At 70.0% G+C, this 12,336-nt stretch carries 6 protein-coding genes and 4 pseudogenes; 9 read left to right on the top strand and 1 reads right to left on the bottom strand.

Annotation, left to right across the window (positions count from 1 at the left end):
• The 7 genes and pseudogenes from ACY5KJ_RS07555 to ACY5KJ_RS07525 all read left to right on the top strand — a co-directional run.
• A pseudogene (locus ACY5KJ_RS07555) lies at positions 1-976 on the top strand (hypothetical protein); the annotation flags it as partial.
• Entirely contained in the window at positions 973-1,683 is a 711-nt protein-coding gene (locus tag ACY5KJ_RS07550) for a creatininase family protein (RefSeq protein ID WP_462187818.1), read from the top strand. The pseudogene ACY5KJ_RS07555 and the gene ACY5KJ_RS07550, both read left to right, overlap by 4 nt.
• 386 nt (positions 1,684-2,069) lie before the next feature.
• Positions 2,070-2,231, top strand: a complete 162-nt coding sequence (locus ACY5KJ_RS07545; protein ID WP_462187817.1) for an FxLD family lanthipeptide — start codon at positions 2,070-2,072, stop codon at positions 2,229-2,231.
• Positions 2,232-2,310: 79 nt separating this feature from the next.
• Positions 2,311-5,337 (top strand): lantibiotic dehydratase, encoded by a 3,027-nt coding sequence (locus tag ACY5KJ_RS07540; RefSeq protein ID WP_462203057.1) that lies wholly within the window; start codon positions 2,311-2,313, stop codon positions 5,335-5,337.
• A gap of 209 nt (positions 5,338-5,546) precedes the next feature.
• On the top strand, positions 5,547-6,749 hold the full coding sequence (fxlM, locus tag ACY5KJ_RS07535; protein ID WP_462187813.1) for a methyltransferase, FxLD system: 1,203 nt from the start codon (positions 5,547-5,549) through the stop codon (positions 6,747-6,749).
• A 104-nt stretch (positions 6,750-6,853) separates the two neighbouring features.
• A pseudogene (locus ACY5KJ_RS07530) lies at positions 6,854-8,128 on the top strand (lanthionine synthetase C family protein).
• A 188-nt stretch (positions 8,129-8,316) separates the two neighbouring features.
• Positions 8,317-8,760 (top strand): annotated as a pseudogene (locus ACY5KJ_RS07525) (hypothetical protein); the annotation flags it as partial.
• Between the two features lie 437 nt (positions 8,761-9,197).
• Here ACY5KJ_RS07525 and ACY5KJ_RS07520 read toward each other — a convergent pair.
• Positions 9,198-9,452 carry a hypothetical protein gene (locus ACY5KJ_RS07520; RefSeq protein WP_462187812.1) on the bottom strand — a complete coding sequence of 85 codons (255 nt, stop codon included), beginning with the start codon at positions 9,450-9,452 and terminating at the stop codon, positions 9,198-9,200.
• On the opposite strand from ACY5KJ_RS07520, the gene ACY5KJ_RS07515 reads away from it, so the two are divergent.
• Positions 9,430-11,403: an RHS repeat domain-containing protein gene (locus ACY5KJ_RS07515; RefSeq protein WP_462187811.1), complete on the top strand. Its 1,974-nt coding sequence runs from the start codon at positions 9,430-9,432 to the stop codon at positions 11,401-11,403. The genes ACY5KJ_RS07520 and ACY5KJ_RS07515 overlap by 23 nt on opposite strands.
• Positions 11,348-12,336 (top strand): annotated as a pseudogene (locus ACY5KJ_RS07510) (sugar-binding protein); the annotation flags it as partial. The gene ACY5KJ_RS07515 and the pseudogene ACY5KJ_RS07510, both read left to right, overlap by 56 nt.

Genomic DNA, 12,336 nt, shown 5'->3' with positions numbered 1-12,336 from the left:
CACGTATTTGTTACTTCATTACGTCCCCTATCCTGTGTCTGAGTCGGATGTGTTCAATCAACCGCTGGCCATTGGCACCGCCGATCCGGTGAAGCATTGGGTCGATCTACTGAGTCTGATCGCGGGGAGAGTCAACGACAGTGGGGCCGGCTCGGTGTGGAGCCTGGTCCAGGGTCAGCTTGAAGTGCTCGATGCGTTCCGCCCGGCGTCAACGGTCGAGGGCCATCGGTTGCTCGCGGTCCAGGCTCGGTGGTCGGAGTTTCTTTCCTGGCTTGCCGACAGCCTCGGACGTCCGGGTGCTGCGCGGAAGTGGGCCGAGTTGGCGTTTAGCCAGGCGACCGAGGCTGGCGACCGTCGCACCGCGAGCTATGTCCTGATGCGACGGGCTCAGCAGGCGGCTGATCAGGGACGTGGCGGGGAAGCTATCGCGCTGGGAGAAGGTGCGGCGGCCCTCGATTCCAGCAGTGCGTGTACCGCCGCGCTGTGTCTCGTCCGGCAGGCGCACGGGCATGCCCTCAACCGCGACACCGCAGCCTCCCGTGCTGCGGTCCGTCAGGCGGTTCGGCTGCTGGCTGGTGCTGAACGCGACCCGGACCCGTTGGATGGGCACTGCACGGACCTCTACGTGGCGGCATACGAAGGTCACTGCCGGCGGCTGGTCGGCGACCTGGACGGGGCGACAAGGCTACTGGACGAGGTGCTGGCGGCCTGGCCGGCCGGGCTGCGTCAGGATGAGGTGATGTGGCGGGCATGGTTGGCGGACGCGCATACCGCTGCCGGGCGCTTGGCCGAGGCGGGAGCTGAGGGCCTGCGTGCGTTGGAACTCGCCCAGGCCACCGGATCGGCGCGCGCTGACTTGGTACTCGGCAGCATGGCGGGAGCGCTCGCGGGAGCCGATCGGGTGGTCGAGGTCGGCCAGTTCCTCGCCGCTCGCCAGGTCGTTAACGCTGCGACGAGGAGACAGCCATTCCTATGATCACCACGGCGACCAGCGCCGAGGCGGAGCGAGTCGACGCGCGGGCGGCCGTGTTGCCGGTGGGCAGCTTCGAGCAACACGGCGTTCACCTCCCCCTCACGACAGACACGTTGATCGCCCAGACGATCGCCGAAGCTGCGGCCGATGCGTACGGCCTGTTCCTGCTCCCGCCGATCACGTTCTCGTGCTCCCATGAGCACGCCTCGTACCCGGGAACGGTGAGCATCTCGTCGGTGACTCTGACCTCGGTCATCCGCGACGTCGCCAGCTCTCTGGGTCGTTCCGGCGTCGCCGCGGTGGTGCTCGTCAACGGTCATGGGGGCAACTACGTCCTGAACAACATCGTTCAGGAGGCCAACATCGGCGGGCCGAGCATGACGCTGTTCCCTGGACGGTCAGATTGGGCGGCGGCCCGCGCCGCTGCCGAGTTGGAGACCGACGCCCACGACGACATGCACGCCGGCGAGCTGGAGACCTCCATCCTTCTGCACGTGCACCCCGACCTCGTCCGGCCCGGCTGGGAGACTGCCGACGAGGGAGGCGGCCCCCGACCGCACCTCCTCGTCCACGGCATGACGGCGTACACGCAGACAGGCGTGATCGGCCGTCCCTCGCTCGCTACCGCGGAGAAGGGCAAACGGCTCCTGGACAGCCTGACCAGCCTGATGAGCGCCCACCTCGACGCGCTCGGCCTGACTGGTCGCTGACCATGCCCTACTCCCGGCTTCATCGGCCACCGGAGAACCGGGCTGCGGGGTGAAGCGGCTACACACTGAGACGAAGGTCCGCTGCGCTCAGGCCGCGCCTGGCACCCGAACGACCGGGCATGTATCCCGGCGTGTCTGGCCGAACACACCAACATGGCGGAGGTCATCTTCCCAGGTCAGCGACCGGACAAGGCGCGAAGAGAAAACTTCGCCACCGGGGGAATGACCTTGCGCCGTGGGCGAGGCATTGTTACCTCTCGTTACCGCCGAAGGCCGGCATGGTAACTCCCGGCCCTGCGCCGTCCCGAAGCGAATGCACGTTGTGAGCGTGGTGCTCAGGGATGGTCGGCAGGTACACCGGGGAACGGCGCTGAGAGGAGACGTGGATGTCCATCGTGCAGGAAGTCGGCCCATCGGGTCCGGCGCCGGCCGACTGGTTCGACCTGCCGATCACCGTCGTCGATGACAGCACGTGCGTGGCGAGCGACGACTGCGACACCTCGGACGGCTGCTCGTCGACCTGTCCGTCGGCGTGCGCCAGTTCGTAAACGCGGGTCGTCGCCGTGCCGCCCCGACGACGTCGGGGCGGCACGGGACGCGGATTTGACGAAGGCTGGGGAAGGGACGATGCCGATGGGCGGGGCGCTGTACCGGCCGGCCGGTCCTGCGTTGCTGCGCGCAGCGACGAACGCGCCGGGCAGCGTGGCGTGTTGGCCGGTGTTGGAGGACCCGGCAGCGTGCAGAGAGTGGTTGGCGCAGGTCTGGCCGGCGGCCCGGGGGCCAGTCGCGCTCGCCAGCAGCGCATTGGCTGCCCGGGTCGAGCAGATCGTGGCCGGGCAGCCGGTCACAGACCGACGGCTGCGCGCCGCCGCGGCAACGGTGGTGCGATACCTGCTGCGCGCGGAGGGGCGGGCGACGCCGTTCGCGCTGTTCGCAGGTGTCGCACCGGCCATGTTTGGCCAGGTGGGGACGGTGCGCTTCGGGGATCGCCACAGGTCGACGGCTCGGGTGGACGCTGCGTGGCTGGGCGAGGTCATCGACCGTCTGGAAACGGGCCCACTGCTGGAGCGGGTGACCGTCGTGTTCAGCGGTCTCGTCGTCGAGCGGGCGGGGCGGTTGATCGTGCCTCACACGGACGGCCAGGCGGAGATCCCTCTTACTCCGCCGGTTCGGCTCGTGCGGGATGCCGCCCGCGATCCGGTGCGCTTCGCTGAGCTGGCCGACAGGCTGAACGAGGCGTTCATCGCCGCGGACCCTGAGCGCATCGAGAGATTGCTGCGTCAGCTCGTCGCCGAACACTTTCTGGTCACCGACCTGCGGGCGCCGATGACGGAGACCGATCCGCTCGGCCATCTGATCACGGTCCTTCGGACGGCAGGTGCGTGCGACCTGGTCGAGGTCGCGCCGCTGGTGGAGGAACTGACCACGATCCACACCCGGCTCGGTGAACTCAACGTGGCGCCGGCCCTGGCGGCGCAAGTGGCGCCACGCACGTCGTTGCTCGCGGCGATGGACCGGATCATGCCCCAGGATCGCTCGCCCTTGGCACTCGACCTCGTGCTCGACTGCGACCTTCAGCTGCCCGGGTCTGTCGCGTCAGATCTGGCTGTGGCGGCTGGTGTCCTGACGCGGCTGGGCCGAGAACCATTGGGACCTGCGGCATGGGCGGACTATCATCGCCGGTTCGTCGAACGCTACGGCGTCGGCAGCGTCGTTCCGCTGCTTGACGTGCTCGACGACGCATCGGGGCTTGGCTATCCGGCGGGCTATCCGGGCTCGGTGCTGCCGGCGTCCGCGCCGACGGTGAGCGATCGGGATCGGCGGCTGCTTGCCCTGGCATGGGAGGCGCTTGCGGGCGGCGGTCCTGTTGAGCTGACCGATGCGCTGATTGAGCACGTCACCGCCGGTGATCTGTTCGACCCGCGTTTCCTCCAGCCCCATGGAGAGATCGCGGCGAAGATCTACTCCAGGAGCGTTAAGGCGTTGAACGCCGGGGACTACCAGCTGGCAGTGACTCCCGCCCGTGCGACCGGAACCCTGACCGCGAGGTTCCAGTCCTCGACTGGTGACGCGGCAATGGCCCGCGCCTACAGATCGGTTCCGGTGCTGCACGAAGGCGCCACTGCGGTACAGCTGTCCTGCCCGTCCAAGTTCGTCCGCGGCCAGAACGTCGCACGGCTGCCCCAGTTCCTGCCCGAGGTACTGGCCCTCGGCGAGCCACCGTCGGACGGGCCGCGCGGGTTGGTGCCTGGAGATCTGGCGCTGACCGCGACCGGGCGGGGCCTGCTTCTGATCGAGGCCGCCACCGGCCGCATCATCGATCCGCAGATCTTTCACGCGCTGACGCTCGACCGGCAGATGCCGCCGCTGGCACGGTTCCTGGCGCACCTGCCGCGCGCGTTCGCCGCCCCGTTGACCGTGTTCGAGTTCGGACCGGCCGCGGGCGCGCTGCCGCACCTTCCCGAGGTCCGCTACGGCCGGATCATCCTGGCACCCGAACGCTGGCGCCTCCACCCCGCCGACCTGCCCGGACTCCACGCGCCGAGCGCCGACTGGAGCGGTGAGCTGGGCCGGTGGCGGCACCGGCATCGGTGCCCAGATCTTCTGGAGCTGGCCGACGGCGACATGACGCTACGGCTGGACCTCACGGTCCCGGCCCATCGCACGATCCTGCGCGAGCAGCTGGCGGACACAGGCGTGGCGACGCTGAACCGAGCCGTACCCGGCGAGGGCCTTGACTGGATCGGGCATGCCCACGAGATCGTCGCCCCCGTGTTCCGCGCTGGGCCACCCGCACCGAACAAGCTCGCCCCGGCGCTAGTCAGCAGGGCCAACGCCGACGGCCACCGCCCCGGCGCCCCGAACGCCCGATGGCTCTCCGCCCGCGTCCACACGCACCCCGCTGCCATGGACCACCTGATCGCCAGCCATCTGCCGGGCCTGCGTACCCAGCTCGACGGCGCGCAGCTGTGGATGGTCCGTTACCGCAACACCGAGCTGACCGACCATCTGCGCATCCGCGTCGCCACCGGCGAGGCGAACCACGCTGCTCGCGCGGCCATCCTCGGCGCGTGGGCCGCCGAGGTGGCCGCGATCGGCGTCGCCGGCCAGGTGGCCTTTGACACCTACTTCCCGGAAGCCGGCCGTTACGGCGCCGACACGGCTCTTGAGGCCGCCGAAGCCGTGTTCTGCGCCGACACCACCGCCGCGATCACCGCGCTGCGTCAACCACCGGCCGGGCTGCATCCCGACACCGTCACGGCGTTGTCGATGCTCGACATCGCCGACGCGTTCCTCGGCGGCATGCGCCCCGCCGCCGACTACCTGACCACACGCGTCCTCGCCAAGCCGCAGACCATCGATCATCGCGTCGTCGGCGAAACCACCCGGCTGGGCCGTCACAGCGTCCCCAGGGATCTGCCGCACCTGCCTGGCGACCTCGCCAACGCCTGGGCAGCCCGCGCCAAGGCCCTGACCACCTACCGCGCGGCGTTACCCAGCCAGATGAACCCCGCGACGGTCGCCGGCTCCCTACTGCACCTGTCCTACAACCGCCTCCGTGGCATCAACCGCGACCACGAGGCCGCCTGCCTTCGACTGGCACGCAGCGTCGCTCTCGCCTGGCACACCACCCAGCAGGCGGCACCCTCATGAGCACGGCTCCTCTCTACCAGGATGGAGATCGCTGGCGCCGCCGCGACGTATGGCGGTCAGCCCGGCTCATGTCCGGTAGGAACGCGGCAGGCCGTCCCGAGACGGCGACCTCGGGCCGGGAACACCCCGCTGTCTACGCTCCTGCCTCCGAACACCATCCCTTGTGACCGCAGCAGTCGACCTGATCCCACTCCGACAAGGACACGCCCATGACGACCGCGACATCCGGCACCGCCGCCGAACTCCACGCCGACATGGTCAAGAAGATCACCAGCAGTCGGCCCAGCCTCGACAGCCCTGTCGTCGAGGCGCTGCACGCGGTGCCCCGGCACCTGTTCCTGCCGGACGCCACGCTCGACGAGGCGTACAACCCCTACAAGGCGGTCATCACCAAGACGGCGCCCGACGGCACGCACCTGTTCTGCGCCTCGGTCGCGACCCTCGTCGCCGGGATGCTGGACGAGCTGCACGTCCGCCCCGGCGAGCGGATCTTCGAGGTCGGTGCCGGCACGGGCTACAACGCCGCGCTGCTCGCCGAACTCACCGGCCCCGACGGGCTGGTCGTCACCGCCGACATCGACGAGGATGTCACCGGACAGGCATCGATCGCCCTGGCTGCGGCGGGCTACAGCGGCGTGCGGGTCCTGACCCGCGACGGCGCGCTCGGCGACGACACCACCGCACCCTTCGACAAGATTGAAGTCACCGTCGGTGCGTGTGACATCCCCGATGCCTGGTTCACCCAACTCGTCCCCGGCGGACGGGTAGTCCTGCCGCTGCGCTGGCGGGGCCAGACCCGCGGCGTCGCCTTCGTCAAGGGCGACGACAGTGTACTCCGCTCGGAGTCGGTGTTCCTCTGCGGCTTCGTCCCCATGATCGGCCAAGGCATCGAACGCGTCGCCACGCTCCATACCGACCCCCTCGTCCAGATCCACTACGACATCGACCAGGACATCGATCCGGCCCAGCTGACCGGCATCCTGAACACCCCGCGGACCAGCGCCTGGTCCAGAATCACCGTTGGCCCGCAGGACCCCATCGACGGGATCTGGCTACGCGCCACCGCGACCGATCCCGCCGTCTGCCGCATCAACGCCAGCGCCGGCGCGGTCAGCGCCGACCTTTGCACGCCCTTCATCCCGAACCTGAGCCCCACGCTGATCGCCGGCTCCTCACTGGCCTACCTCATCAAGCGCCGGTCGGACGGCCCCGACCCGGTCTACGAACTCGGCGCCCACGGACACGGACCCGACGGCCACGCCCTCGCCGAGCGGCTGTGCGGACACATCCACACCTGGAACACCGACCGCAAAGCCCGCCCGTCCCTGACCGCGATGCCTCTGACCGCTCAGGCCAGCATTCCCAACCACGCGATCGTCAAGAAAGACTGCGCGATCATCGTCACCTACTGAACCACCTGCCCGCGTCGGCGAGACGGCACCTGCCAGCGGCGTCTCTTGGACACCACTGGCTTGCTGTCCCTCGCCGAACCGACCGGATCGTCCGGAGGTGCCTCATACTCCTGAGCAGCGACCTGCGAACGCGTGCCTCCTCCGTCGCGGCCCGTCTCGCCGACGCGCTGACCGCACCACCCCCACCCCATGCCGGTAACGATCAGGCGTCGACCAGAGAGCCCTGGCGCGGCCAGTCGCTGGCCGCCGGCGCCGCGGGCGTCGCTGTGCTCCACGGCCTACGCGCCCGCGATGGCGTCGGTAGCTGGGCCACCGTCGACGCCTGGCTCAAAGCCGCCACACGCGAGAAGCTGAGCGTCGGGGCGCGAGCCGGCCTGTGGTTCGGCGCCCCGGCCCTCGCGTTCACGCTCGCCACGGCAGCTCCACCCGGCCGCTACCGATCCGCCCGCCAGCACCTGGACAGCGCCGTCACGGAGATGACCGACCTGCGCCTCGCCGCAGCCAACCGGCGTATCGATGCCGGCCAGCGACCGGAACGCGCCGAATACGATCTCGTCCGCGGCTTGACGGGACTCGGCGCTCACCTCCTCACCTCCCGCCCAGACGCAGATCAGCTTCGCCGGGTCCTGGCGTACCTCGTCCGCCTCGCCGAACCCCTGCCTGCCATTGGCACAGGTGGCCTGACACTGCCGGGCTGGTGGAGCGGCGACCTTCCCGTCGGAGCGCCGGCTGACGCGTTCGCGGACGGCCACGCCGACCTCGGGATGGCCCACGGCGTCGCAGGTCCTCTCGCGCTACTCGCTCTCGCCCACCGCCAGGCCATCGTCGTGCCCGGCCACCTCGACGCCCTGCACCAAATCTGCGACTGGCTCGACGCCTGGCGCCAGGAGAGCTCAACCGGCCCCTGATGGCCCGAGAAGATCACCCTCCGCGAGCTGAGCGCCGGCCGCCCCGCCCAAACCGGCCCAGGCCGCGTTTCCTGGTGCTACGGCGCCCCCGGCCTTGCCCGCGCCCAGCAACTCGCCGCCCTCGCGCTGGCCGACACATCGCGCCAGAAACGCGCCGAGTCCACGCTCGCCGCCTGCCTCGACGACCCCGTCCAACTCGCCAGACTCGTCGACCCGGCACTCTGCCACGGCTGGGCCGGCCTGATCGCCACCGTCCACCACGCCGCCGCCGACGCCCGCTACCACCCACTCGGCAGCCACCTCCCAGCCCTAACCGATCAACTCCTCGACAGCCTCGACCCGGCAGAGCCCGCCAGCAGCCGATCACCCGGCCTCATCGAGGGCGCCGCCGGGATCGCTGCCGTCCTGCATGGCCTCGCCACCGACAGCACAGCTACCTGGGAAACCGTGCTTCTCCTCGGCCGAACTTAGGGTCAGCCGCGAAGACGAAGCGTGCTCGACGCGGACGTTTGCCACCCACGACATCCAGGGCGACCGCCGGACGAAGCGTCATCCCGTACCGCTCGACCTGTGACATAACGATTACTGCCAGAGTGGTCTGCGCAGCGGGCAATCGGAGGATCGGCCATCCGGCTCCGGAGAGGATATGGGGCATCGTCATGAGTAGGGCGAGCCAGCGGGCGGAGCAGGACGAGCTGCGAGCGCGGATGCGCGCGGTCGGCATGTCCCACGACGAGATCGCGATCGAGTTCGCCCGCCGCTACAAACTGCGCCCCCGCGCCGCTCACCGCGTCGCGCACGGCTGGACCCAGATGCAGGCCGCGGCCCACATCAACGCCCACGCCGCCCACACCGGCCTCGATCCCCACGGCGCGGCTCCCATGACCGCCCCGAAGCTGTCGGAACTGGAGAACTGGCCGCTACCGAACAACCGCCGCCGGCCCACACCCCAGCTCCTCGCCCTGCTCGCCGAGGTCTACGACACCAGCATCCACAATCTGATCGACCTCGACGACCGCGAACACCTCACCCCCATCGACACCCTTCTGATCACCACCACACGCCGAAGTCGCGCGGGGAGTGGAGCGATCCCGGATACTCCTCCGGACGTCATCGGGCCGTCATCGCGGCGTACCCGGCCGTCGCCGGCACCCGCCCACCGCCGTCCCGGCCCGGCACGCCGCCCAGACTCAGCGGACCACCCGTCGACCCGGATCCGGCTCGATCCCGCGACGAATCCCAAGCGGCGAGCGGCCTGTCCGCCACCCCGATGATCGGGCTTCTCGTCACCTGCGCGTCGCGATACGGGTCGCCACGCGGGCCCTGACCGTCCGTGATCCGGCGATCTGGCGCAACCGCCCTTCCAAGTCCGGGTACTGAATCCTTCCTCCGTGAAGTCACCGACGATCAGTGGCAGTCGGCGGTGGGCCGGGTAGCCCGCAGGGATGAGGTACGCCATCGGCGACGGGTTGACCCGGCGGAACAGGGGCCGGCGCCACGGTGCCTCGTCGACGCGGTGAACTGTCACGACCTACAACTCCTATCCGGGCACGGTCGCGAACCGGTCGACCTCGCCGTGCTCGGCGCAGTGCGGCGGCAGCCCCGCGACGGTCCTGACGAACAGCACCAGGCCGACGCTGTCCGGGGCGGCCACGGACGCCGACGGCGCGCCGCTGTGCCTCGACTTCGAGGTGTGGAACCAGGACAGCACCACAAAGATCACCGACGGTTCGGTGTCGAACGTCTCCCCGAACGCCACCGGCTCCTGGACGGTGCCCGCCGGGGTACTCGCCAACGGCACCACCTACCAGTGGCGGGTGCGCGCCTACGACGGCACCGACTACTCGCAGAACTGGTCGTCGTGGATCCCGTTCACCGTCGACACGACCGTCCCGGCGGCGCCGACCGCGCTGAGCTCGGCGGCGTGGCCGTCAGGCGGCTGGGCCTCGGCCACCTCCGGCACGTTCACCTGGACCTCCCCCGGCGGGGACACCCAATCGTTCCTCTACGGCCTCGACCAGCCCTCGCCCGCCACCGAGACCACCGGGACGACCACCCCGTCGCTGAACGCCACCGACGGACTGCACACGTTCTACCTGCGGACCAAGGACAAGGCCGGCAACCTCTCGCTGGTTGTCTCCTACAGCTTCGGAGTCGGCACCGGCGCGTTGGCGAGCCCGGCGGAGAACGCCCGCGTCCATCGCTTCGTCGTCCTGGAGGGACAGGCGCCGTCCTCCCAGGTGTCGGTGACCTACCGATACCGGCTGGGAACGAACACGTCGACGGCGTGGACGGACGTGCCGGTCGCGGACGTGACCACCGAGGGCACGACCACGAGCCCGACATGGCCCGCGCCGCGCAACGCCTCCGGCGCGTTCGACCGGCAGAACTGGAACGTCGGCTTCACCCTGCAGGGCGGCACCGACGGGCCGATCCAGCTCCAGGCCTGTTTCCGTACCTCGGGTGGCACCGTCACCTGCACCGGGGCCCGGACGATCCAGTACGCGCGTAACGCGTTCGGGGACTCCAACGCCACCAGCGACGTCGGCCCCGGAAAACTGGCCTCGCTGACCGGTGACTACTCCCTGTCGGCCACCGACGTCACCATGCCGACCTACACCGGCAGCCTGACCGTCGGCCGGTCCCTGACGACGTTGACCCCGCCCGCGGCGACCAGCGACCCTGCCGGCATCTTCGGCCCGGGTTGGACCTCGGATCTGCAGGGACCAGACACCGGTTCGGCGGCCAAGACGCTGACGGACAACACCGGCACCACAAATACCGTGACACTGACGTCGAGTGAGGGCGCCGCCTCGGCGTACTCCCGTACCGGGACCGGCGGTTATCCCTACGCCTACACCGGCATCGCGGACACCGCCACCGACGGCTCCAAGCTCGTCAAGGATTCGGCGACCCAGTTCACCCTCACCGAGGTCGACGGCACCAAGACGGTATGGGTGTCGAAGACCGTCGGCTCGGCGACGATCTGGGTGGTCGACCGGGTCGTCCAGCCCGGGTCCGCGACCACCTCGACGTACACCACGGACGGCGCCGGCCGGGTCACCCGCATCCTCGCGCCCGTCCCGGCCGGGGTGGACTGCTCGGGCACGCTCGGCGCCGGCTGCCGGGCACTGACCCTCGCCTACGCCACCTCGACCACGGCGACCGGCTCCGGCACCGACCCGGCCACCTGGGGCAATTACACCGGGCAGGTCTCCACCGTCTCGATGTCCCTCAACGGAGGCACCGCGACCGTCGTCGCCCAGTATAAGTACGACTCCACCGGGCACCTGCGGTTCGAGTACGACCCGCGGCTGGACAACACCGACGGCTCGCACCTCGGATCGGTCTACCAGTACAACGCTCAGGGCCGCCTCCAGAGCTACACCCCCGCGGGCCAGGACGCCTGGTCGTTCACCTACGACAGCTACGGTCGGCTGATCACCGTGGCACGGCCCCGGCCCGCTGGCGCGGGTACCGCCACCCGTACCGTCGTCTACAACGTCGCCCTCAGCGGAACGGGCGCGCCGGTCGACATGTCCCCGAGCGCCGTCGCCGCCTGGGGGGCAGCAGGACCTGCCGGCCTGGGCCACGGCGGTGTTCCCCGCGAGCAGGGTCCCGTCAAACCCGCCGGTCGCCGCCGACTGGCCCTACGTCGACCTGACCTACCTCAACGCCGACGGCCGGCAGGTGAACGCCGCCTCCTACGGCAACGGCGCCTGGCAGGTCACAACCAACGAACATGACGTCAAGGGCAACGTGATCCGTGAACTGACCGCGGAGAACCGTAACCAGGCCCTCACCCCGACCGCCGACACCGATCCGACCGCCGCGGCGCTCACCGACTCCGCGGCCCGCGCCCAACTGCTGGACACCGACACCGTCTACTCCGCCGACGGCGTGTCCGTCGTCGACACGTTCGGGCCGACGCATCGCATCGTTGACGACGCCGGCGCCCAGTACTCCGCCCGCGAGCACGTCCACACCGACTACGACGAGAACGCCCCGTCCGCACCCGACCCGTACCGGCTGCCCACCACCGTCACCACCACCATCCGCCAGGCCGGCGGGGCCGACGTCGACCCCCGCAAGACGATCAACGGCTATGAGGCGAAGACCGGCGCGGATGCCGCGACATCCGGCTGGACGCTACGCAAGCCGACGACCGTGACCACCTGGATGGGCGGCGGTTCCACCCCCGACATCGTCCGCACCACCTACTACAACACCGCCGGGAACCCGGTCGAGGTCCGCCAGCCGAAGGCGAACAGCGCCGGCACCGACGCCTTCACCACCGTCATCTCCTACTTCACCGCGACCGGCTCCGGCGGCTGCGTCAACGCCTCTTGGACGGGCCTGACCTGCTCGACTGGCCCGGCCGCGCAGCCCTCCTCGGGCAACCCGCTGCCGGTGACCACCTACACCTACAACAACCTCAACCAGCCGTTGACCAAGGTCGACACCGTCACCTCCGGATCGACGAGCACCCGGACCACCACCTACACCTACGACGCGGCCGGCCGGAAGACATCCGAGGCGTTCGCGGCCAGCCCGGCCACGGACGGCGGCACCGCGCTTCCCACCGCGACCTTCGGCTACAGCACCACCACCGGCCTGCCGACCACCACGACCGCGAACAGCACCACGCTGACCACCGGCTACGACACCTGGGGTCAGGT

Source organism: Frankia sp. CcWB3 (assembly GCF_977927595.1).
This window is presented reverse-complemented; position numbering and strand designations above follow the sequence as displayed.

Bases quoted from the DNA above. Each gene is read 5' to 3' on its own strand.
- ACY5KJ_RS07550 (WP_462187818.1), top strand. From the start codon at position 973: ATGATCACCACGGCGACCAGCGCCGAGGCGGAGCGAGTCGACGCGCGG.
- ACY5KJ_RS07545 (WP_462187817.1), top strand. From the start codon at position 2,070: ATGTCCATCGTGCAGGAAGTCGGCCCATCGGGTCCGGCGCCGGCCGAC.
- ACY5KJ_RS07540 (WP_462203057.1), top strand. From the start codon at position 2,311: ATGCCGATGGGCGGGGCGCTGTACCGGCCGGCCGGTCCTGCGTTGCTG.
- fxlM (WP_462187813.1), top strand. From the start codon at position 5,547: ATGACGACCGCGACATCCGGCACCGCCGCCGAACTCCACGCCGACATG.